This is a genomic window from Enterobacter cloacae complex sp. I1M (assembly GCF_014982425.1).
Lineage (GTDB): Bacteria > Pseudomonadota > Gammaproteobacteria > Enterobacterales > Enterobacteriaceae > Enterobacter > Enterobacter intestinihominis.
On record NZ_JADCLG010000045.1, the window covers coordinates 1 to 21,939 of the forward strand.

General features: G+C 56.6%; 19 protein-coding genes. 10 read left to right on the top strand and 9 right to left on the bottom strand.

Going from position 1 to position 21,939, the window contains the following annotated elements; translation table 11 throughout:
- Window positions 1-54 precede the first annotated feature (54 nt).
- Together bcp and INF86_RS21490 are read right to left on the bottom strand one after the other, a co-directional pair.
- A complete protein-coding gene (bcp, locus tag INF86_RS21485; protein WP_193543913.1) occupies window positions 55-525 on the bottom strand; it encodes a thioredoxin-dependent thiol peroxidase in 471 nt (156 codons plus the stop codon).
- On the bottom strand, window positions 525-1,094 hold the full coding sequence (locus INF86_RS21490) for a glycine cleavage system transcriptional repressor (RefSeq protein WP_000213743.1): 570 nt from the start codon (window positions 1,092-1,094) through the stop codon (window positions 525-527). The genes bcp and INF86_RS21490 overlap by 1 nt, the downstream gene beginning before the upstream one ends.
- 145 nt (window positions 1,095-1,239) lie before the next feature.
- Here INF86_RS21490 and dapA point away from each other — a divergent pair, with 145 nt between their 5' ends.
- The 6 genes from dapA (at window position 1,240) to ypfH (ending at window position 7,697) form a co-directional block, all read left to right on the top strand.
- Window positions 1,240-2,118: a 4-hydroxy-tetrahydrodipicolinate synthase gene (gene dapA / locus INF86_RS21495; RefSeq protein ID WP_003860542.1), complete on the top strand. Its 879-nt coding sequence runs from the start codon at window positions 1,240-1,242 to the stop codon at window positions 2,116-2,118.
- Window positions 2,119-2,134: 16 nt separating this feature from the next.
- Complete coding sequence (bamC, locus tag INF86_RS21500) at window positions 2,135-3,169, top strand: outer membrane protein assembly factor BamC (protein ID WP_022648971.1); 1,035 nt, start codon at window positions 2,135-2,137, stop codon at window positions 3,167-3,169.
- A gap of 109 nt (window positions 3,170-3,278) precedes the next feature.
- A complete protein-coding gene (gene purC, locus INF86_RS21505) occupies window positions 3,279-3,992 on the top strand; it encodes a phosphoribosylaminoimidazolesuccinocarboxamide synthase (RefSeq protein ID WP_001171626.1) in 714 nt (237 codons plus the stop codon).
- A 120-nt stretch (window positions 3,993-4,112) separates the two neighbouring features.
- Window positions 4,113-4,982, top strand: coding sequence for a neutral zinc metallopeptidase (locus INF86_RS21510; protein ID WP_022648970.1), 870 nt, complete (start codon window positions 4,113-4,115; stop codon window positions 4,980-4,982).
- Window positions 4,982-6,928: a tRNA(Met) cytidine acetyltransferase TmcA gene (locus tag INF86_RS21515; RefSeq protein WP_193543914.1), complete on the top strand. Its 1,947-nt coding sequence runs from the start codon at window positions 4,982-4,984 to the stop codon at window positions 6,926-6,928. The genes INF86_RS21510 and INF86_RS21515 overlap by 1 nt, the downstream gene beginning before the upstream one ends.
- Window positions 6,929-7,001: 73 nt before the next feature.
- Window positions 7,002-7,697 (top strand): esterase, encoded by a 696-nt coding sequence (gene ypfH, locus INF86_RS21520; RefSeq protein ID WP_155024722.1) that lies wholly within the window; start codon window positions 7,002-7,004, stop codon window positions 7,695-7,697.
- A 38-nt stretch (window positions 7,698-7,735) separates the two neighbouring features.
- On the opposite strand, the gene INF86_RS21525 is transcribed toward ypfH, so the two are convergent.
- From INF86_RS21525 to INF86_RS21535, 3 genes are read right to left on the bottom strand one after another with little or no spacing between them, the layout of a single operon-like run.
- Complete coding sequence (locus tag INF86_RS21525) at window positions 7,736-7,933, bottom strand: YpfN family protein (protein WP_000383991.1); 198 nt, start codon at window positions 7,931-7,933, stop codon at window positions 7,736-7,738.
- A 24-nt stretch (window positions 7,934-7,957) separates the two neighbouring features.
- Entirely contained in the window at window positions 7,958-9,085 is a 1,128-nt protein-coding gene (dapE, locus tag INF86_RS21530; protein WP_017383496.1) for a succinyl-diaminopimelate desuccinylase, read from the bottom strand.
- A gap of 3 nt (window positions 9,086-9,088) precedes the next feature.
- Window positions 9,089-9,445, bottom strand: a complete 357-nt coding sequence (locus INF86_RS21535) for an ArsC family reductase (RefSeq protein ID WP_045309148.1) — start codon at window positions 9,443-9,445, stop codon at window positions 9,089-9,091.
- 360 nt (window positions 9,446-9,805) lie between these two features.
- Here INF86_RS21535 and ypfM point away from each other — a divergent pair, with 360 nt between their 5' ends.
- The gene (gene ypfM / locus INF86_RS21540) at window positions 9,806-9,892 is read left to right on the top strand and encodes a protein YpfM (RefSeq protein ID WP_227414845.1); all 87 of its coding nucleotides are present in this window, start codon (window positions 9,806-9,808) and stop codon (window positions 9,890-9,892) included.
- 111 nt (window positions 9,893-10,003) lie between these two features.
- On the opposite strand, the gene acrD is transcribed toward ypfM, so the two are convergent.
- Complete coding sequence (gene acrD, locus INF86_RS21545) at window positions 10,004-13,117, bottom strand: multidrug efflux RND transporter permease AcrD (RefSeq protein WP_193543915.1); 3,114 nt, start codon at window positions 13,115-13,117, stop codon at window positions 10,004-10,006.
- Between the two features lie 141 nt (window positions 13,118-13,258).
- Entirely contained in the window at window positions 13,259-14,953 is a 1,695-nt protein-coding gene (gene narQ / locus INF86_RS21550; protein ID WP_032623807.1) for a nitrate/nitrite two-component system sensor histidine kinase NarQ, read from the bottom strand.
- A 152-nt stretch (window positions 14,954-15,105) separates the two neighbouring features.
- On the opposite strand from narQ, the gene aegA reads away from it, so the two are divergent.
- The 3 genes from aegA to INF86_RS21565 all read left to right on the top strand — a co-directional run bounded on the left by aegA (window position 15,106) and on the right by INF86_RS21565 (window position 18,893).
- Window positions 15,106-17,082: a formate-dependent uric acid utilization protein AegA gene (gene aegA / locus INF86_RS21555; protein WP_193543916.1), complete on the top strand. Its 1,977-nt coding sequence runs from the start codon at window positions 15,106-15,108 to the stop codon at window positions 17,080-17,082.
- Between the two features lie 67 nt (window positions 17,083-17,149).
- A complete protein-coding gene (gene nudK / locus INF86_RS21560) occupies window positions 17,150-17,740 on the top strand; it encodes a GDP-mannose pyrophosphatase NudK (protein WP_022648962.1) in 591 nt (196 codons plus the stop codon).
- A 109-nt stretch (window positions 17,741-17,849) separates the two neighbouring features.
- Window positions 17,850-18,893, top strand: a complete 1,044-nt coding sequence (locus INF86_RS21565) for a DUF1176 domain-containing protein (RefSeq protein ID WP_154051476.1) — start codon at window positions 17,850-17,852, stop codon at window positions 18,891-18,893.
- 80 nt (window positions 18,894-18,973) lie between these two features.
- Here the strand turns inward: INF86_RS21565 and tkt are convergent, their stop codons facing one another.
- Together tkt and tal are read right to left on the bottom strand one after the other, a co-directional pair.
- Complete coding sequence (gene tkt, locus INF86_RS21570) at window positions 18,974-20,962, bottom strand: transketolase (RefSeq protein WP_045621179.1); 1,989 nt, start codon at window positions 20,960-20,962, stop codon at window positions 18,974-18,976.
- Between the two features lie 19 nt (window positions 20,963-20,981).
- Window positions 20,982-21,932: a transaldolase gene (gene tal / locus INF86_RS21575; protein WP_045621177.1), complete on the bottom strand. Its 951-nt coding sequence runs from the start codon at window positions 21,930-21,932 to the stop codon at window positions 20,982-20,984.
- Window positions 21,933-21,939: the final 7 nt, after the last annotated feature.

A 21,939-nucleotide genomic window follows, 5' to 3' on the forward strand; every position in this document is an offset into this window, starting at 1 on the left:
GGGAGAGGGGGCAAACACTAAAAACGGCAACCTGGGTTGCCGTTTTGCTGTTTATCAGGCGCTTTGTTTCAGCCAGTTCAACACCACGTCGTGGTGGTTGCTGGTTTTGAAATCATCAAACACGTGCTCAACTTTACCGTCAGCGTCAATCAGGAAGCTGATGCGGTGAATACCGTCGTACGTTTTGCCCATAAAGCACTTCTCACCCCAGACGCCAAACTGCTCGCAAACCTGGTGGTCTTCATCGGAAAGCAGCGTGAAGTTCAGCAGCTCTTTTTCCGCAAAACGTGACAGCTTCTCTGGTTTATCGGTGCTGATGCCCAGCACTTCCACACCGACCTTTTTCAACTCATCCATGTTGTCGCGTAAACCGCAGGCCTGTACGGTACAGCCCGGGGTCATGGCTTTCGGGTAGAAATAGACCAGAACACGCTGTCCCTGGAAGTCGGTCAAATTTACTTGCTCGCCGTCTTGATCCGGTAAGCTAAATTTCGGTGCGATATCACCGGCTTTCAGTGGGTTCATTACTCAACTCCATCCTGTTCGTGCTGCGAATAATCGACGACGCTTATACTGCCTTGCGCGTGTAATTCTGTACAGAGGGCTTTGAACGCTTGCTCGATATTTGACGCATCCTGCGAGGCAGGGCTGTGGGCGGTAATTTGAATAAACAGCGTCGGGATGGCGTTTTCATCGCCAGGCTGCGTGCGGGAAACCAGTTCGGCAATGTTCATCTGATGGCTGTCAAACAGTGCCGTAAAACGTTCAATCAGATGAGGTGAATCAGGCACTTCAACCTGTACCCAGACTGTGGCAGGCAGAGCCGGACGCGGGCGCGCGGTGGTGCGCTTCATCACAATCAGTAAATCCAGCTCTGCGCCTTTCAGCGGCAGGGTAGATTCGATGAGGGTAATGGCATTCCATGTTCCGGAAAGCAGCATGATGAACGTGAATTCTTCGCCAAGCATAGCCAGCCGGCTGTCTTCGATATTGCAGCCGCAGCTGCTCACGTGGCGAGTGATGGTATTCACGATACCCGGCCTGTCAGCACCCAGCGCAGTGATAACCAGGTAATGTTGTGATGAGGTTGTCAAACCTGTTCTTCCTTTGCGTGGTTAAGTCTTCCTAAGGAAAGCATAAAAAAAACATGCATACAACCGCCTGAGAGCCTCAGGTCGCTTGCTTTTATTACAGTTCCAAACGTAACATTGAGGCTCTTGTTCGCACAGAGGATGGCTCATGTTCACGGGAAGTATTGTCGCGCTTGTTACACCGATGGATGAAAAAGGTAATGTCTGCCGGTCAAGCATGAAGAAGCTCATTGATTACCATGTCGCCAATGGAACCTCGGCGATCGTTTCGGTAGGGACTACCGGTGAATCCGCCACGCTGAGCCACGAAGAGCACGGCGATGTTGTGATGCTGACCCTGGAACTGGCGGACGGGCGTATTCCGGTCATCGCGGGTACGGGCGCAAACGCAACGGCAGAGGCCATTAGCCTGACTCAGCGTTTTAACGACAGCGGCATTGTTGGCTGTCTGACGGTGACCCCTTACTACAACCGCCCAACTCAGGAAGGTTTGTTCCAGCATTTCAAAGCCATCGCTGAACATACTGACTTGCCACAAATTCTGTATAATGTGCCGTCCCGTACCGGTTGCGATATGCTGCCGGAAACCGTTGGCCGTCTCTCGAAAGTAAAAAATATTATCGGGATTAAAGAGGCGACAGGGAACTTAAGCCGCGTTCATCAGATCAAAGAGCTGGTTTCAGACGACTTTATCCTGTTGAGCGGTGATGATGCGACCGCACTGGACTTTATGCAGCTCGGTGGTAACGGCGTGATTTCCGTGACGGCGAACGTGGCGGCGCGTGATATGGCTGACATGTGCAAACTGGCCGCAGCCGGTCACTTTGATGAAGCTCGCGTGATTAATCAGCGTCTGATGCCGTTGCATAATAAATTATTTGTCGAACCCAATCCGATCCCAGTGAAATGGGCATGTAAGGAGTTGGGGCTTGTAGCAACCGACACGCTGCGTCTGCCAATGACACCGATTACCGACCATGGTCGTGAAATTGTCGCTGGCGCGCTGAAGCATGCCGGTTTGCTGTAAAGTTTAGGGAGATTTGATGGCTTATTCAGTACAGAAGTCGCGCCTGGCCAAGGTTGCGGGTGTTTCGCTTGTTATGCTCCTCGCTGCCTGTAGTTCAGACTCGCGCTACAAGCGCCAGGTGAGCGGTGATGAATCCTATCTGGATGCGCCGCCGCTTGCTGAACTTCACGCGCCTGCCGGCATGATCCTGCCGATCCAGAACGGTGATTATAATATTCCGGTTACCAACGGCAGCGGCCTGGTGGGTAAAGCGCTCGATATTCGTCCGCCAGCTCAGCCTCTGGCGCTGGTGAGTGGCGCGCGCACGCAGTTCACCGGTGATACAGCTTCTCTGCTGGTGGAAAGCGCACGCGGTACCACGCTGTGGCCGCAGGTTGTGAGCGTCATTCAGTCGAAAAATTATACGATTGATAAACGCGACGACGCCAGCCAGACCTTAACCACCGACTGGATTGAGTGGAACCGTCTCGATGAAGACCAGCAGTATCGTGGTCGTTATCAAGTCTCCGTTAAGCCGCAGGGTTATCAGCAGGCGGTTACCGTTAAGCTGTTGAATCTTGAGCAGGCAGGTAAACCGGTTGCCGATCCGTCCGCCATGCAGCGCTACAGTACCGAAATGCTGAACGTGATTGCAGCGGGTCTGGATAAGAACGCTGCTGATGCCGCAAACGCCGCGCAGAACCGTAACGGTTCAACGTTTGACGTGCAGAGCGGTGCAGACGATACCGGCCTGCCAATGCTGGTGGTGCGTGCGCCGTTTAACCAGACCTGGCAGCGTCTGCCAGCCACGCTGGAAAAAGTGGGCATGAAGGTGACCGACAGCACCCGTTCAACGGGCAGCATCACAGCGACCTATAAGCCGCTGTCTGAAAGTGCCTGGCAGGAGCTGGGGGCAAGCGATCCACAGCTGCCTTCCGGTGACTACAAAATCCAGGTCGGCGACCTCGATAACCGCAGCAGCCTGCAGTTTATCGATCCGAAAGGACACACGCTGACCCAGGCGCAGAACGATGCGCTGGTCGCTGCCTTCCAGGCCGCATTCAGCAAATAATAGTGAGGGCTGGTTAATCCAGCCCTTTTTATTTTCGTGCCACGCAAACGTGTGCGTGGCATAATATAGCCAGTTTTGAATACAAATCATCACACCAGGAGTAATGAAGATGCAGAAGCAAGCTGAGTTGTATCGTGGCAAAGCGAAAACCGTATACAGCACGGAAAACCCGGATCTGTTGGTGCTCGAATTCCGCAATGATACGTCAGCAGGAGACGGCGCACGCATTGAGCAGTTCGATCGTAAGGGCATGGTGAACAACAAGTTCAACCACTTCATTATGACCAAACTGGCCGAAGCCGGTATCCCGACTCAGATGGAAGCGTTGTTGTCCGATACGGAATGTCTGGTAAAAAAACTGGATATGGTGCCGGTTGAGTGCGTGATCCGTAACCGTGCCGCAGGCTCCCTGGTGAAGCGTCTGGGCATCGAAGAAGGTATCGAACTGAATCCACCGCTGTTCGATCTGTTCCTGAAAAACGACGCCATGCATGACCCGATGGTCAACGAATCCTACTGCGAAACCTTCGGCTGGGTAAGCAAAGAGAACCTGGCGCGCATGCAGGAACTGACCTACAAAGCCAACGACGTGCTGAAAAAGCTGTTTGATGACGCGGGCCTGATCCTGGTCGACTTCAAGCTGGAGTTCGGTCTGTACAAAGGCGAAGTGGTGCTGGGCGACGAGTTCTCTCCTGACGGCAGCCGCCTGTGGGACAAAGAGACGCTGGATAAAATGGACAAAGACCGTTTCCGCCAGAGTCTGGGTGGCGTGGTGGAAGCGTACGAAGCGGTTGCTCACCGTTTAGGCGTTAAGCTCGACTAAACTGCGCATTTGCCAAAGGATGTTGGCATCCTTTGGCGTCTTATCCTTGTTTACTATGGTAATCCTTTCATTAACCGCCTACGATCATAGCTATTATAAATGGAATAGTTCGAGGTGTTTATGCGCTGGCAAGGGCGTCGTGAAAGTGACAACGTAGAAGACAGACGCAGCAGTGGTGGCGGTGGTCCGTCTATGGGCGGGCCAGGTTTCCGGTTACCCAGCGGCAAGGGCGGTATTATTCTGCTGGTCGTCGTGCTGGTAGCGGGCTACTACGGTGTCGACCTGACCGGTTTGATGACCGGTGAAACCGGGCAACAGCAGCAGTATTCTCAGCGCTCCATCAGCCCGAATGAAGATGAAGCGGCGAAATTTACTTCCGTTATTCTCGCGACGACTGAAGATACCTGGGGTCAGCAGTTCGAGAAAATGGGGCGGACTTATCAGCCGCCAAAACTGGTGATGTACCGGGGAGCAACCCGCACGGGCTGCGGCACCGGGCAGTCCGTTATGGGGCCGTTCTACTGCCCGGCGGACAGCACCGTCTATATCGATCTCTCCTTCTATGACGACATGAAAAGCAAGCTGGGCGCCGACGGCGATTTTGCCCAGGGCTACGTGATCGCGCATGAAGTCGGCCACCATGTGCAGAAGCTCCTCGGCATTGAACCTAAAGTGCGTCAGATGCAGCAGAATGCGTCTCAGGCGGAGGTGAATCATCTCTCCGTACGCATGGAGCTTCAGGCCGACTGCTTCGCTGGCGTCTGGGGACACAGCATGCAGCAGCAGGGCGTGCTGGAAACAGGCGATCTGGAAGAGGCCCTGAATGCCGCACAGGCGATTGGTGACGATCGCTTGCAGCAGCAAAGCCAGGGGCGCGTTGTGCCGGACAGCTTTACCCATGGCACCTCAGAGCAGCGCTACAGCTGGTTTAAGCGTGGCTTTGACAGCGGCAACCCGTCGCAGTGTAATACCTTCGGCAAAGCTATGTGATGTTGGGGGTTGAACAGCTGGTTAACCAGCTTCAGCGTACCGGGCACCGCCGGCTGGTGGTGCTTAGCGGCGATGAAGCGTGGACGTTGAGCCAGGCGACCATCCTGCGCGTTACGTTACCAGGAGACTGGCTGTGGCTGGAGGAAAACCCCTCTAAGGCCATCAGCGGCCTGCTGGGACGTGAATATCTGCACGCCGTTTTTGACGCGCGTCGCGGGTTTGACGTCTCGGCCTTCGCCGCCCTCAGCGGGACCCTGTGCGCCGGAAGCCTTCTGGTGCTGCTGGTGCCGCCGTTCTCCGTCTGGGCTAACAGGCCCGACGCGGATTCTCTGCGCTGGAGCGACAGCGCCGAGCCGATCGCCACCCCGCACTTTGTTTACCATTTTTGCCGGACGCTGGCCGCCGATTCAGATGCTATCGTCTGGCATCAACATCGTCCTCTGTGCCTTCCCGTTGCGCCAGATTTACCCGCCTGGCAGCCCGCCAGCGGTGAACCGCAGCGCGAGCAGGCTGCGATCCTCGACGCGCTTCTGACCATGCCTGCTGGCGTGGCTGCCGTGACGGCCCCGCGCGGACGAGGAAAGTCCGCCCTGGCGGGCATGTTGCTCAACGGCATTCAGGATAGTGCTGTAGTGACCGCACCGGCAAAAGGGGCGACGGATGTCATCGCGCGTTTCGCCGGGGAACATTTTCACTTTATGGCCCCGGATGCGCTGCTGGCCTCCACAACAGAAGCTGACTGGCTGATTGTCGATGAGGCGGCCGCCATCCCCGGCCCGCTGCTCGAGAAACTGACGATGCGCTTTCCCCGCGTGTTGTTGACCACTACGGTGCAGGGTTATGAAGGCACGGGCAGGGGATTCCTGCTGAAGTTCTGCGCCCGGTTCAGCGGTCTGCGGCGATATACCTTATCAACCCCTGTACGCTGGGCTGCCGGATGTCCTCTTGAGCGAATCGTGGCGAACGCGCTGCTGTTCGACGATGCGCTTATCGATCGCAAACCGGCAGGGGAGGTAAGTTTAACGTCGCTGGAGCCCGGGGTGTGGGAGAGCGATCCGGCGCGCGGGGCAGGCGTGTATGAACTGCTGTGTGCCGCGCACTACCGGACGTCACCCCTCGATTTACGCCGGATGATGGACGCCCCCGGCCAGCACTTTGCTGTTGCTCATGCGGGCGCGGAGATCGCCGGTGCTCTCTGGCTGGTGGAGGAGGGCGGCTTATCCCCAGAGCTTAGTCGCGCGGTGTGGGCGGGATTTCGTCGGCCGCGTGGAAATCTGGTGGCACAGTCGCTGGCTGCCCACGGCGGATCGCCTCTCGCGGCGACGCTGAAAGGCCGACGCGTCAGCCGTATTGCGGTTCATCCTCATCGCCAGCGGGAAGGCATCGGCCAGGGGCTGATCCGCAGTGCCAGCGGAGAAGATTATCTCTCGGTCAGCTTTGGCTATACCGACGAGCTGTGGCGTTTCTGGCGGCAGTGCGGGTTTGTGCTGGTGCGAATGGGCAGCCACCGGGAGGCCAGCAGCGGGTGCTATACGGCGATGGCGTTGCTGCCGCTGAGCGAGGCGGGGCATCAGCTCTGCGAAGAGGCGCATCAGCGTTTATGTCGTGATATGCGCGTCCTGTCGGCCTGGAATGGCGAAAAGATCCCGGTGATGGATGCATGGGAAGCTACCCTTAATAGTGACGACTGGCTGGAGCTGGCGGGGTTTGCCTTTGCGCACCGGGCGTTTTCAACCTCGGTTGCGGCGCTAACGCGATTGTTGTTTGCCGTGGATATGCCGCTCCCGGCGCTGCGTGGGAAAATGGAAGGGAATACGCACGATTTCGGGCGCAAAGCGTTGCTGGCGAAGCTACGCGAGGAAACCGCTCACGCGCTTGAAAGGCTTGATTACTCTCGTAGCCAGCGGCTGAAAGCCGACATTTTGCAATGGCAATTTTTTCAATGACTTCTTCAGTAAAGTGGCATGGTCATTACCCCGCAGAGGCGTAAAATCCTGCTTAACAATTAAGGAGATCGCCATGAAACATGACCATTTTGTTGTGCAAAGCCCGGATACACCTGCTAAACAGCTACTGCTTCTGTTTCATGGCGTGGGCGACAATGCCGTCAATATGGGACAGATTGGCAGCTGGTTTGCACCCGTTTTCCCACACGCGCTGATCGTCAGTATCGGCGGCGTGGAGCCCTGCGGTCCGGACGGGCGGCAGTGGTTTTCCGTCGAGGGCGTGACGGAGGAAAATCGTCAGGCGCGTATTGATGCCGTTATGCCAGCCTTTATCGATACCGTGCGTTACTGGCAGCAGCAGAGCGGCGTAGGTGCCAATGCAACAGCGCTGATTGGCTTCTCTCAGGGCTCAATCATGTCGCTGGAAAGCGTAAAAGCGCAGCCCGGACTGGTGTCCCGCGTGATTGCCTTCAATGGGCGTTTTGCGACGTTACCGCAAAGCGCGACCACGCAGACTACGATCCATCTCATTCATGGGGGTGAAGACCGGGTAATTGAGCTTTCGCATGCGGTAGCTGCCCAGGATACGCTGATGCGCGAGGGCGGGGATGTGACGCTGGATATCGTGGACGATCTGGGGCATGCCATTGACGATCGCAGCATGCAGTTCGCGCTCAATCATCTGCGTTATACCGTACCTAAGCACTACTTTGATGAAGCGCTCAGCGGCGGTAAGCCGAATGACGATGATATCGTCGAGTTTATGTGAGGTTTCCCCTCTCCTTAGGGAGAGGGAAAACAGAGCGATTACTTCTTCTGGTCCTTCTTCGGCCAGTCGTCTTCATCGTCCCACTTGTCGTTAAAATCACGGTGCGGCGGAAGATCCGGTTTGTTGGCAAGGAACTTTTTGTGGTCAACGCGCTTGAGATCTTTAATCACGTTAAGCAGCACGCCTACCAGAAACACCAACACCAGAATCCACCAGTACTTTGAAAGCCAGTCCATTCGCTAATCCTCTTTAAGCACCCGTCAGGCGACGAGCTGCTCCATAATACGTTGATACATGCGGGCCAGCAGTTGTAAATCGGCAGCGTTCACGCATTCATTGATTTTGTGAATCGTCGCGTTAACCGGACCCAGTTCGACAACCTGTGCGCCCATGCGGGCGATAAAGCGTCCGTCAGACGTGCCGCCTGTTGTCAGCAGCTGTGGCTTAATCTCATTATAGTGCGCGATGGCGTTCACTACCGCATCCACCAGTTTACCGCGCTGCGTCAGGAACGGCTGGCCAGACAGCCACCAGTCGAGGGTATAGCGCAGCTGGTATTTTTCGAGCAGCGCAATCACGCGTGCTTTGATCATCTCGTCGGTCAGTTCGGTGCTGAAGCGGAAGTTAAACTGGACGAAGAGATCGCCGGGAATGACGTTGTTGCTGCCAGTGCCGGCCTTGATGTTGGCTATCTGCATGCTGGTTGGCGGGAAAAATTCGTTGCCTTTATCCCATTCAATGCCCACCAGTTCGTTCAGCATCGGCGCGGCGCGGTGTACCGGGTTATCCGCCAGGTGCGGATAGGCAACGTGGCCCTGCACGCCATGAATGGTCAAATTGCAGGTCAGGGATCCACGGCGGCCATTTTTCACCACATCGCCCACCACTTCGGTGCTGGACGGTTCGCCCACCAGACAGTAGTCCAGACGTTCATTGCGCGCCATCAGCGCCTCAACGACCTTCACGGTGCCGTTGTGGGCGCTGGCTTCTTCATCGGAGGTAATCAAAAACGCAAGACGGTTTTTATGGTTCGGATGCTGGGCGACGAAACGCTCTGCCGCCACGACCATCGCAGCCAGGGAACCTTTCATATCCGCAGCGCCGCGTCCGAAAAGCATGCCGTCGCGGATGGTTGGCTCAAAAGGCGGGTTGATCCAGCGGTCTGCGTCGCCTGCGGGAACTACGTCGGTATGTCCGGCAAACGCCAGCGTCTCCCCCTGACCGCGCCATGCCCAGAAGTTCTGCGTATCGCCAAAATCCATGTGCTCGACGGTAAAACCGATGGCACGCAGGCGCTCAATCATTAATGCCTGACAACCTGCGTCGTCCGGGCTAAGGGAAGGACGGCGAATAAGCTGCTGAGTCAGCTCAATGACCGGGCATGACATAGACTACACCTCAACGAATAAATCTGAATAAAGGGTTTCACTGAAACCCAGCAGCATAGGCTGACCTGGCTTGCAGAGCAATGGGCGTTTGATGATTGCCGGCATTTCAAGCATCAGTTTGGCTGCGCTGTCGGCGTTGTTGATCGTGGCCCGGAGAGATTCATCCAGTTTTCGCCAGGTGGTCCCGCGGGTGTTCAGCAGCGCTTCCCAGCCCAGTTCATTGATGGCGGAATGGAGAAACGCAGGGTCAAGCCCGTCGGCACGGTAATCATGGAAGCGATAGTCGATGTTGTGTGCTTCCAGCCAGCGGCGGGCTTTTTTAATCGTATCGCAATTCTTAATGCCGTACATCACAACCATAGTGAATCCTTTTGTTCTTGTGTGGGTTAAATGTTCAATATTTTCGAAGATATATCCTTAAGTGGAATATAACATATTCGGAATTTTTCGTGATTTACAATTCTCCATAATTCAACGAACAGCTGTACGCTGAATAGTGTTCCATCTTTTAAGCATAGTTGTCCACTCTGTATAAATTGCCAATAAACTCAGGGGGAAATTAAAAATGCTGTCATTTTTCTGACTATTTCAAAATATTGCTGTGGGTCACATAAAATTTACCCGGCAACGCTCATAGTGATCCTAAACCTACCTGCACAGCGAGGCTCAATCACAGCAATCGGTTAAAGTGGCTTCACAATGATGATACGTTTTCGTAGAATGCACAAAATAATAAGAGAGGTTGTTATAATTGAACATGAACTGGGGAACTGGAAAGATTTTATCGAAGGCATGCTTCGTAAATGAATTTCCGGTAAGAAATGCAAGAGCACTTAATTAACTAAAATAACCATAGTGTGAAAGAATCACACAATAAAAAGGCGGCCTGTAAAGCCGCCTTTTTTTTATTTCAACGGGTTATTCCGGCTTATCCTTCAGCGGGAAACGACGGCGTATCAGCACAAAGAACAGCGGTACGAAATAGATAGCCAGAATCGTCGCGGAAATCATTCCCCCCATAACGCCCGTTCCCACCGCGTGCTGGCTGCTGGAGCCTGCGCCGGAGCTGGTGGCCATCGGCAGGACGCCAAACACAAACGCCAGAGAAGTCATCAGGATCGGGCGCAGGCGCTGACGACAGGCGTGCAGCGTGGCGGCCATCAGTTCGTGACCTTTGGCATTCATCTCATTGGCAAATTCGACGATCAGAATGGCGTTTTTCGCCGACAATCCGATTACGGTGAGGAGTCCGACCTGGAAATAGACATCGTTTTCCAGGCCACGCATCCAGGTTGCCAGCAGCGCGCCGATGACCCCGAGAGGCACCACCAGCATTACCGAGAACGGCACTGACCAGCTTTCATACAGCGCCGCCAGGCAGAGGAACACCACCAGCAGCGACAGGGCATACAGGGCAGGCGCCTGCGCGCCGGAAAGCCGTTCCTGGTAGGACATCGCCGTCCACTCCAGGCCAAAGCCGGTCGGTAACTGCTGAACCAGTTTTTCCATAATGTCCATTGCGGTACCGGTACTGACGCCAGGCGCGGCTTCACCGACAATTTCCAGCGCCGAATAGCCGTTGTAACGCTCCAGACGCGGCGAACCGGTCTCCCAGCGTGACGTCGCAAACGCCGAGAACGGCACCATGCCGCCGGTGTTATTGCGCACATACCAGCGGTTGATATCGTCCGGCAGCATGCGGTATTTGGCAGCAGACTGAACGTAGACCTTTTTCACGCGACCGCGATCCATAAAGTCATTCACGTAGCTTGAGCCCCATGCCGTTTGCAGGGTGTCGTTAATGTCGTCGATTGAGACGCCCAGCGCCTGCGCTTTACGCTGGTCGATATCCACCTGTAGCTGAGGGCTGTCATCCAGACCGTTATGACGAACGCGGGTAAGCTGCGGATCTTTCCCGGCCAGCTCGAGCAGTTTATCGCGAGCTGCCATCAACGCGTCATGCCCGGCACCCGCGTGATCCTGAAGCTCCATATCAAATCCGGCTGAGCTGCCCAGGCCACTGATAGCGGGCGGGCTGCTGGCGAAAACGCGCGCTTCCTTGATTTTGTTGAACGCTTTAGTTGCACGTTCAATGATGGCAAAGGAGGAGCCGCTGTCGCTGTCGCGCTGGTCCCAGTCTTTCAGGCGCACAAACATACGCGCCACGTTCTGCCCGTTACCGCCAGGGCCAGAGCCGACGGTGGAGAAGACGGAGACCACGTTATCCTTCTCCTGAGTATGGAAGTAGTTCTCAACCTTCTGCACCACTTTCAGGGTCTGCTGCTGGGTCGAGCCGCTCGGTAACTGTACGGAGGTGATAAACATGCCGCGATCTTCCAGCGGCAGGAACGAGGTTGGCAGCCGCATGAATAAGAAGACCATGCCGCCGAGCAGCAGGACATAAACCACCATCCAGCGCACGCTGCGGTGCAGTACTTTACCCACGCCCGCTTCATAGCGCGCCGCATTTCGGTTAAACATGCGGTTAAACCAGCCGAAGAAGCCTTTTTGACCGTGGTGTTCGCCCTTATGCAGCGGTTTGAGCAGCGTCGAGCACAGAGCAGGGGTAAGGATCATCGCCACCAGTACGGAGAGCACCATCGCAGAGACGATGGTGATCGAGAACTGGCGATAAATCGCGCCCGTAGTGCCGCCAAAAAACGCCATCGGGATAAATACCGCCGACAGCACCATGGCGATACCGACCAGCGCACCCTGAATTTGCCCCATCGATTTGCGCGTGGCCTCGCGGGGCGAAAGCCCTTCCTCGCTCATGATGCGCTCGACGTTTTCCACCACCACGATGGCATCATCCACCAGCAGGCCGATGGCCAGCACCATGGCGAACATGGTCAGGGTGTTGATGCTGTAACCGAAGGCATACAGCACCGCAAAGGTTCCCAGCAACACCACCGGCACCGCAATGGTGGGGATCAGCGTGGCGCGGAAGTTTTGCAGGAACAGGTACATCACGAGGAACACCAGCGCGATAGCTTCGAGCAGGGTTTTCACCACATCTTCGATGGAGGCTTTTACGAATGAGGTGGTTTCGTAGGCGACTTTGTACTCCAGTCCGTGCGGGAAGTAATGCGACAGCTCATCCAGACGCTCTAACACCCGCTGCGCGGTCGCCATTTCGTTAGCGCCGGAGGCCAGTTTCACCCCCAGGCCGGACGCAGCATTGCCGTTAAAGCGGCTCAGGTAGTCATATTTTTCCGCCCCCATTTCCACGGTGGCGACATCCCCCAGACGCACTTCCGAACCGTCCTGATTCACGCGCAGACTGATATTGCGGAACTGTTCAGGCGTCTGGAGCAGCGACTGGGAGTTGATGGTGGCGTTAAGCGCCTGGTTATCCACGGACGGCGTACCACCGAGCTGCCCCACGGCAATCTGAGCGTTCTGCGATTCGATAGCGTCGGTGACATCTTTGGCGGTCATCTGCACGCTGTTCAGCTTGTTGGGATCCAGCCAGATACGCATGGAATACTGCGAGCCGTAGGCGTCGATATCACCCACGCCGTTGATACGGCTGAGCGGGTCCTGAATATTACTGGCGACGTAGTCCGCGATGTCCTGCTTATCCATCGAGCCATCGGTTGAAACAAACGCGATGGTCAAAATATTGGTGTCACCGGTCTTACGCACGGTCACCCCCTGGTTCTGCACCGCCTGAGGCAGTTTACGCAGGGCCGATTGCAGCTGGTTTTGCACCTGCTGCACCGCTTCGTCCGGATCCGTGCCCGCCGTAAAGCTCAGGGTTACCGTCGCCTGGCCCGTGGCGCTGCTCTGCGAGGACATGTACATCAGGTTATCAAGACCCGTCATGTTCTGCTCGATAACCTGCGTGACGGTATTTTCCAGCGTCTGTGCCGAGGCGCCAGGGTAGTTCGCCGTGATACGCACGTTAGGGGGGGCGAGGTCGGGGTATTGCTCAACAGGAAGGGAAGTAATCGCCAGGACACCCGTCAGACACAACAGGATTGCTAGCACCCAGGCAAAAATGGGGCGATCGATGAAAAAATTCGCCATTAAAATGTGACCTCGTTTTGCTGCACGTCATTATTGTTTATTGCCCGCCTAACTTTAGCGGTAAGGCCCAGGTCAAACGTGGAGAAATAAAGGAGATAATGTAAATTATCATGCGCTTTTTTCAGCGCGCCTTCTTTCCCGCTATTTTTCAGCCTGCGCCGCAGGTGTCCGGAACGTCACGCTGACCTGTGTACCGCCCTGTGGCGGCTGAGAAAAGTGTAATGTTCCGCCGAGCCGTCCCGCGCGTTCGCGCATGATATTCAGCCCGTAATGCCCCGGCGGTTCACTGGCGTCGCCGATACCAATACCGTTGTCGCGGATCGTGACCGTGTGAGTACCGTCCGCGGTGGTGACGCAGCTGACCACAATCTCGCTGGCATCGGCATGTTTAATCGCATTCAGCACTGCCTCACGCACAATCTGTAAGAGGTGCACCTGTTTTTGCGCGTCCAGCGCAAGCGATGAGAGACGGCAGTCGAGCACCAGCTTCGCGCTGGTCTGGCTTTGCAAACCGTCGAGAGACTCCTGTAGCGCGGCAGGAAGATTGGCGTGGTTGAGCGTCAGGCGGAAGGTGGTGAGCAGCTCGCGTAGCTGATGCCAGGCGTTATTCAGCTCGCGGGAGAAGTCCGTAATGATGGTCTGCGCCGGGGCATTGTCGCCCGGCACGGCATGCTTCAGCAGCGTAAGCTGAATACGCAAATAGGAGAGCACCTGCGCCAGCGAATCATGCAACTCGCGCGCGATGGTGGCGCGCTCTTCCATCAGCAGCAACTGCTGATAATGTTTCTGCGCCTGATTGAAATAGAGCCCCCGGCCCAGCATCGTCGCCACGCTTTCCATGAGCGGCAGCGGAACATCCCCGGTCGCGCTTTGCCAGCGCAGTTCGCCGTACAGGGTGTCCTGCATTAATACCGGTAAATTGTGCATTTTCTCACCCGGGGACTCCTGTCCTTCGTAAAGCTGCCAGTCGTCACTGGTGCGCAATTGCAGGTAATTCATCTGCGTATAGTCATGCACAATCTGCAAAATATGCCGGAAGCAGTGGCTGTCTATCTGCCCGGTATTCAACGCCTGTGAGCATTTGAACAGCATTTCAAGCTGCTGATGCGCTTCATTCAGGTGGCGGGTTTTTTCGGCAACGGAGTGCTCCAGGGAACGGTACAGGGTGTGTAATTCCGCCGACATATGGTTGAAGGCGCGGGAAAGCTGGCCCAGCTCGTTGGGAAGCATAATATCCGGCGCGGGGGTATCGAACTGCCCCTGTTCGATACGCTCGCTCGCTGCCACCAGATTATTCAGCGGTAGCACAACCTGACGGCGGATGCGCCGCAGGGTCATCACCGCCAGCAGCAGGATGCCCAGGCCGCCCGTCAGCGACATGAAAATCACCAGCTGTATCTTATGTTCGGTGTAGTGCTGTAGCGCCAGCACAAAGGCATCTATCCGGCCCACAAAATCCTCTATGTGGCTCTGATACCACCCGGTATCGCCGCTGGCGATACGCGTGTCCATCTCCTGCCAGCCAAGCTGCAACTGCTGGTAACGCTGTTTGACGTCCTCTGGCACATACCAGCGGTTTAGCTTCTGCAACGCAGGCGCGCTCAGCGTTTTCTGCCAGACCGCGCGGTGCTCTGCCAGTGACGGGCTGGCGCGCTGCATTTCGTAGCCCAGGCGGTAGCTCTGCATGCGCAGCGATCCGGCGATGTTAATCGCCTCGGCGTCGCGCTGGCTGCTGGCGAGTGTAACCAGCGCAATGGCGCTGATCAGAACGGACAAGACAATCATCGAAAAGAAAGCCCGAGCCAGGCTTCCCGATACGGGGCGTTTAACGGTCACTCATCAGCTTCCTGAATTAAATTGATCTGCCACAGGTTCACTGGAAATAGTTCGCCTTCCTGGGCATTTGAACATTGCGTCGCCATGCCGCTGTGGGTAAATACGATAACAATAGAAAGAATAAGGTTATTGAACCAAAAACAGGTGTTGTTATGAATCGTTTTATTATGGCCAACGCTCAACAGTGTATCGGTTGTCGCGCCTGCGAAGTTGCCTGTGTGATGGCGCACAACGGGGAGCAGCACGCGCTGAGCGAGCGCCATTTTCATCCCCGCATTACGGTCCTTACCTCTGGCTTGCGAAAAAGCCCAGTGACCTGCCACCACTGTGAAAATGCGCCCTGCGCGCAAAGCTGCCCGAACGGAGCCATCACGCAACACAGCGACAGCGTACAGGTCAATCAACAAAAATGCATTGGCTGTAAAGCCTGCGTGGTGGCCTGCCCGTTTGGCACGATGGACATGCTGATCACCCCGCTTGAAAACGACAGCGTAAAGGCCTCGGCGCACAAATGCGACCTCTGCCTGGAAAGGCCGCAAGGCCCGGCCTGCGTTGAAAACTGCCCGGCGGAGGTGCTTACGCTCGCCACCCCAGCCGTGCTGGATAAGCTGGTTAAACAGCGCCGACAGCGCAGCGCAAGGCTGGACGCGCTGCCGTGGCACAGCGAGGCGGTTCAATCAGCCCCTCCGCAAACCAAACGGCAACAGATGCAAAACACCCCGGCGCGCGGTGAGCCGGATAAGCTCAGCCCCGACGCGCGCGCCGGCCATTTTAACGAGATCTACTTGCCGTTTCGCCCGGAACAGGCGCAGCGCGAAGCATCCCGGTGCCTGAAATGTGGCGACCACAGCATTTGCGAGTGGACCTGCCCGCTGCATAACCATATTCCGCAGTGGATTGAGCGGATCAGGGCGGGGGATATCATCGGTGCGGCTGAGCTTTCTCACCAGACTAACTGTTTACCGGAAATTACCGGCCGCGTCTGTCCACAGGATCGATTATGTGAAGGCGCCTGCACCCTGCGGGATGCGTCAGGGGCGGTAACCATCGGTAATATCGAACGATATATCTCGGATCGGGCGCTGGCGATGGGCTGGACGCCGGACGTCAGCCACGTTACACCGGTCGGTAAGCGCGTCGCCATCATTGGTGCCGGTCCGGCAGGGCTGGCCTGTGCCGACGTACTGGTGCGCAGCGGCATCGGTGTGACGGTCTACGATCGCCATCCAGAAATCGGCGGATTGCTGACCTTTGGTATTCCGGCCTTCAAGCTGGATAAATCCCTGTTAGCGCGGCGCAGAGAGATATTCAGCGCGATGGGTATCCGCTTCGAGCTGAACTGCGAGGTGGGAAAAGACGTGTCGATGGCCCAACTGCAAAACGACTACGATGCCCTGTTCATCGGCGTAGGGACCTATCGTTCCATGAAAGCAGGTATCCCTCATGAAGACGCGCCGGGCGTGTACGACGCGCTGCCGTTTTTAGTGGCAAATACGCGGAATGTGATGGGCCTTGATCCTGCCGCAGACGAGCCGTTTATTGACACGCAGGGGTTAAACGTGGTGGTACTGGGCGGGGGCGATACGGCGATGGACTGCGTGCGCACCGCGCTGCGACATGGCGCGGCGAAAGTAACCTGCGCCTATCGGCGGGACGAGGCCAACATGCCGGGCTCAAAGAAAGAGGTTAAAAACGCGAAAGAAGAGGGCGCGGCCTTTGAATTTAATGTCCAGCCGGTTGAGCTCACGCTGGATGACGACGGGAAGGTCAAGGGTATCCGGATGCTGCGCACCCGTCTGGGCGAGCCGGATGCGCAGGGGCGGCGTCGTCCTGTCCCGGTGGCGGGCAGTGAGTTTGTCATGCCAGCGGATGCGGTGATCATGGCGTTTGGGTTTAATCCGCACGCCATGCCGTGGCTTCAGGCGCAGGGCGTTGAAACCGACGACTGGGGGCGCATCAGGGCCTCCGTGGAGAGCCGTTATCGCTACCAGACCTCGAATCCGCAGATTTTTGCTGGCGGTGATGCGGTACGTGGTGCGGATCTGGTGGTCACCGCGATGGCGGAAGGGCGCCATGCCGCGCAGGGGATCATGGACTGGCTTGGCGTGCCGCCGCGCAACATGCATTAACGCAGACGGGCGACAAAGCGGGCATCACGGCGTAGTATAAACAGACTCATTTTGCCGTGGAGCCCGTATGTCCCTGAACATTACCGTTATTAAAGACAAAATCCTTTCTGAAAATTACTTTGTCCTGCGTAACATCACTTACGATCTCACCCGTAAGAGCGGGGACGTCATTCGCCATAAACGCGAAGTCTACGACCGGGGCAATGGTGCAACCATTCTGCTGTATAACCGTGAAAAGCAAAGCGTGGTGCTGATCCGCCAGTTTCGCATCGCGACATGGGTCAATGGCAACGCGGACGGACGTCTGATTGAAACCTGTGCAGGTCTGCTGGACGACGATGAGCCGGAAGTGTGTATCCGCAAAGAAGCCATTGAAGAGACGGGCTTTGAGGTGGGGGCGGTGCAGAAAGTCTTTGAGCTGTTTATGTCCCCTGGCGGGGTTACCGAGCTGGTTCACTTCTTCATTGCGGAGTACACCGATGCCCAGCGCACGCACCGGGGCGGTGGCGTGGACGATGAAGACATTGAAGTGCTGGAAATGCCTTTCGCTCAGGCTGTCGACATGGTGAAAAGCGGCGAGATCCGCGACGGTAAAGCGGTGATCCTGTTGCAGTATCTGCAAACCAGCGGTTTGATGAATGCTGCGTCGGTAGCGTGATAAGTTGTATTTCAGATAAATCTATCCGATAAATCCGATTGAGCCAGCCCGCCCAGGGCACGAAGATACGCCCCAGATTGACCTATTCGTTTCCGGGGCTGTGCCGTTCATGCGCTACTGCGTTATTTTTCTCTTCTTCATTTGCGTGCTTCCCGCACCTTTGGTGTGGGCTGCGCCTGCGCAGCAGTCTTTTTCAGACTGGCAGGTGACCTGCAATAACCAGAATTTCTGCGTAGCGCGCAACACCGGCGAGCATCGCGGTCTGGTCATGACGCTGAGCCGCAGTGCGGGGGCAAAAACAGACGCCAGCCTGCGCATCGATCTCGGCGGTCTTTCGACGCCTCCGGTGAAAGAGCCTGACATTGCCCCGCGCCTGCTGCTCGACAATGTGCCGCTTCAGCTCACGTCGCAACACTGGCAGTTAACCCCCTGGCATCTTAAAACAGACGATACGGGCACCATCACCACGTTTCTGAAAACCATTCAGGAAGGGCAGGCGCTGACCCTGCGCGAGGGGAAGCAAACGATCTCTCTGGCCGGTCTGAAAGCGGCGCTGCTGTTTATTGATGCCCAGCAAAAACGCGTCGGAAGTGAAACGGCATGGATTAAAAAAGGGGATAGTCCACCGCTGAGCGTGCCGCCTGCGCCGGCATTAAAAAAGGTGGCAGTGGTGAACCCCACGCCAACGCCGCTGACGCATAACGAACTTAACGATCTGCTGGATTACGGTACCTGGCGCATGAACCACAGCCAGTGCTCCCTCGATCCGAACCGGCGTGAAGTGCGCGTGACCGCGTTGACCGATGACAAAGCGCTGATGATCATCAGCTGTGAGGCGGGGGCGTACAACACCGTCGATCTGGCGTGGCTGGTGTCGCGTAAAAAACCGTTTGCTGCCAGAAGCGTGAGATTGCGCCTGCCGTTTACCCCTTCCAGCCAGAGTAGCGACATGGAGCTGATGAATGCCAGCTTCGATGAAAAAACGCGCGAGCTGACCACGCTGGCACTGGGACGCGGGATTGGCGACTGTGGGATCCAGACCCGCTGGCGTTTTAACGGCCAGCGCTTCCGCCTGGTGCGCTACGCGGAAGAGCCAAGCTGCGATAACTGGAATGGGCCAGATGCCTGGCCCACGCTGTGGATCACAAGGTAGGGCGCTGTCGCTTACCCGGCCTACGTTTTACGATTTGTAGGCCCGGTAAGGCGTAGCCGACACCGGGCACGAAGACTGCACTACAGCACGCTCAGCGCCTTCTCCACCACATTCTCAACGGTAAAGCCGAAGTACGGGAACAGCTTATCGGCCGGGGCGGATTCACCATAACCCTTCATGCCGACAATCGCCCCTTTCAGACCCACATATTTGTACCAGTAGTCGGCAATGCCAGCTTCAACCGCCACGCGTGCCGCGACGTTTGAAGGCAGCACCGATTCGCGGTATGCCTCATCCTGGGCATCAAAGATATCCGTTGAAGGCAGGGAAACTACGCGCACCGCGTGACCCTCGGCGGTCAGTTTCTCGGCCGCTTTTACCGTGATTTCCACCTCTGAACCGGTGGCAATCAGGATCACGTCCGGTTTACCGCCGCTGTCTTTCAGGATGTACCCGCCGCGGGCGATATTTTTCACCTGCTCCGGCGTGCGCTCGATCTGCGCCAGGTTCTGGCGCGACAGGATCAGCGCTGTGGGTCCGTTATGGCGCTCTACGGCCAGCTTCCAGCCCACAGCCGCTTCAACCTGATCGCACGGACGCCAGGTACTGAAGTTTGGCGTCAGGCGCAGGCTCGCCAGCTGCTCTACCGCCTGGTGCGTCGGCCCATCTTCACCCAGTCCGATGGAGTCGTGGGTATACACCATGATTTGCCGCGCCTTCATCAGGGCCGCCATACGCGCCGCGTTACGGGCATATTCGACAAACATCAGGAAGGTGGCGGTGTACGGCACGAAGCCGCCGTGGTGGGCGATACCGTTGGCAATGGCGGTCATCCCGAACTCGCGCACGCCGTAGTGGATATAGTTCCCGGCAATGTCTTCCTTCAGGGATTTAGAGCCAGACCAGATGGTGAGGTTACTTGGCGCCAGATCCGCCGAGCCGCCCAGCAGTTCGGGCAGGACAGGGCCAATCGCGTTCAGGGTGTTTTGTGACGCCTTACGGGTGGCAATTTTCGCCGGGTTAGATTGCAGGTTTTCAATCAGCGCCTGAGTTTTCTCTTCCCAGTCTTCCGGCAGGCTACCGCTCATGCGGCGGTTAAATTCGGCCGCCAGCTCCGGATACGCTTTTTTGTAGGCAGCAAACTTCTCGTTCCAGGCCTGCTGCGCTTTTTCACCTGTTTCGCGAGCATCCCAGGCCCTGTAGATCTCTTTTGGGATCTCAAAGGCCGGGTGTTTCCAGCCCAGTTTCTGGCGGGTCAGCGCCACTTCCTCTTCACCCAGCGCCGCGCCGTGCGCCTCTTCTTTACCCGCTTTGTTCGGCGAGCCGAAGCCGATGGTGGTGCGGCAGACGATCAGGGACGGTTTGTCCTTTACGCTCTGCGCTTCCTGAATCGCTTTTTTCACCGCCTCAGGATCGTGACCGTCGATTTCGTGCACTACGTGCCAGTGATAGGCTTCAAAGCGTTTTGCCGTGTCGTCGGTAAACCAGCCCTCGGTTTCCCCGTCAATGGAGATACCGTTGTGATCGTAGAAGCCAATCAGCTTGCCCAGCCCCAGGGTGCCCGCCAGCGAGCAGACCTCGTGGGAGATCCCCTCCATCAGGCAGCCATCACCCATAAAGACATAGGTGTAGTGATCGACAATCTCGTGGTCGGGCTGGTTGAACTGCGCGGCCAGCGTACGCTCTGCAATCGCCAGGCCGACGGCATTCGCCAGCCCCTGGCCCAGCGGGCCGGTAGTAGTTTCAACACCCGGCGTATAGCCGATCTCCGGGTGGCCCGGCGTTTTGGAGTGCAGCTGGCGGAAGTTTTTTAACTCCTCAAGCGGCAGGTCGTAGCCGGAGAGGTGCAGCAGGCTGTAGAGCAGCATCGAGGCGTGACCGTTGGAGAGAATAAAACGGTCGCGATCGTACCAGGTCGGATCGGTCGGGTTGTGCTTCAGGAAGTCGTTCCACAGCACTTCGGCAATATCAGCCATACCCATGGGGGCGCCAGGGTGGCCGGAATTGGCTTTTTGTACGGCATCCATGCTGAGGGCGCGAATGGCGTTGGCGAGCTCTTTACGGGACATAGTTCACTCCGTGGCAAGGTTAAAGTTTGGCGGCGAGAAGATCTTCGAGTTTGCGCTGGTCGACGGCGAACTGGCGGATGCCATCTGCCAGTTTTTCCACGGCCATCGGATCCTGATTGTGCTCCCAGCGGAATTCCGCTTCGGTCATGGGTTTCGGTTTTGGCAGAACGGTAGAGGTCGGTACCAGCTTGCGGATCACCGTCTCTTCACTCTCCTGAAGCTTTTTCAGCAGGTCAGGAGAGATGGTCAGACGGTCACAGCCCGCGAGCGCCAGGATCTGCTCGGTGCGGCGGAAGCTGGCCCCCATCACGATGGTCTCGTAGCGATGCTGCTTGTAATAATCGTAGATATTACGCACCGATTTTACGCCAGGATCTTCTTCCACCACGTACGGATCCATTGGCTGTTTCGCCTGATACCAGTCGTAGATACGCCCGACAAACGGTGAAATCAGGAACACGCCCGCTTCGGCGCAGGCACGCGCCTGGGCGAAGGAGAACAGTAGCGTCAGGTTGCAGTGGATCCCCTCTTTCTCCAGCACTTCCGCCGCGCGGATGCCTTCCCAGGTAGACGCAAGCTTGATCAGAATGCGTGACTTATCGATTCCCTGCTCCTGGTAGAGTTCCACTATGCGGCGGGCCTTGTTGATGCTCTTTTCCTGGTCAAACGAGAGGCGGGCGTCCACTTCGGTAGAGACGCGTCCCGGTATGCTTTTAAGAATTTCCGCACCGATATTGACCGCCAGCTTGTCGCTGGCTTCGGCGACCTGATGTTCCTGCGTTTTCCCGCGCTGTTTGCCGTAGGCAAGGGCGTCATCAATCAGATGACTAAAGTGCGCAAGACCGGCCGCCTTGAGCAGCAGAGAGGGATTGGTGGTCGCGTCTTCCGGCTGGTAGTGACGAATCGACTCGATGTCGCCGCTGTCTGCAACCACGGTGGTAAATTGTTTGATGCCGTCTAGCTGGTTCATAATTACT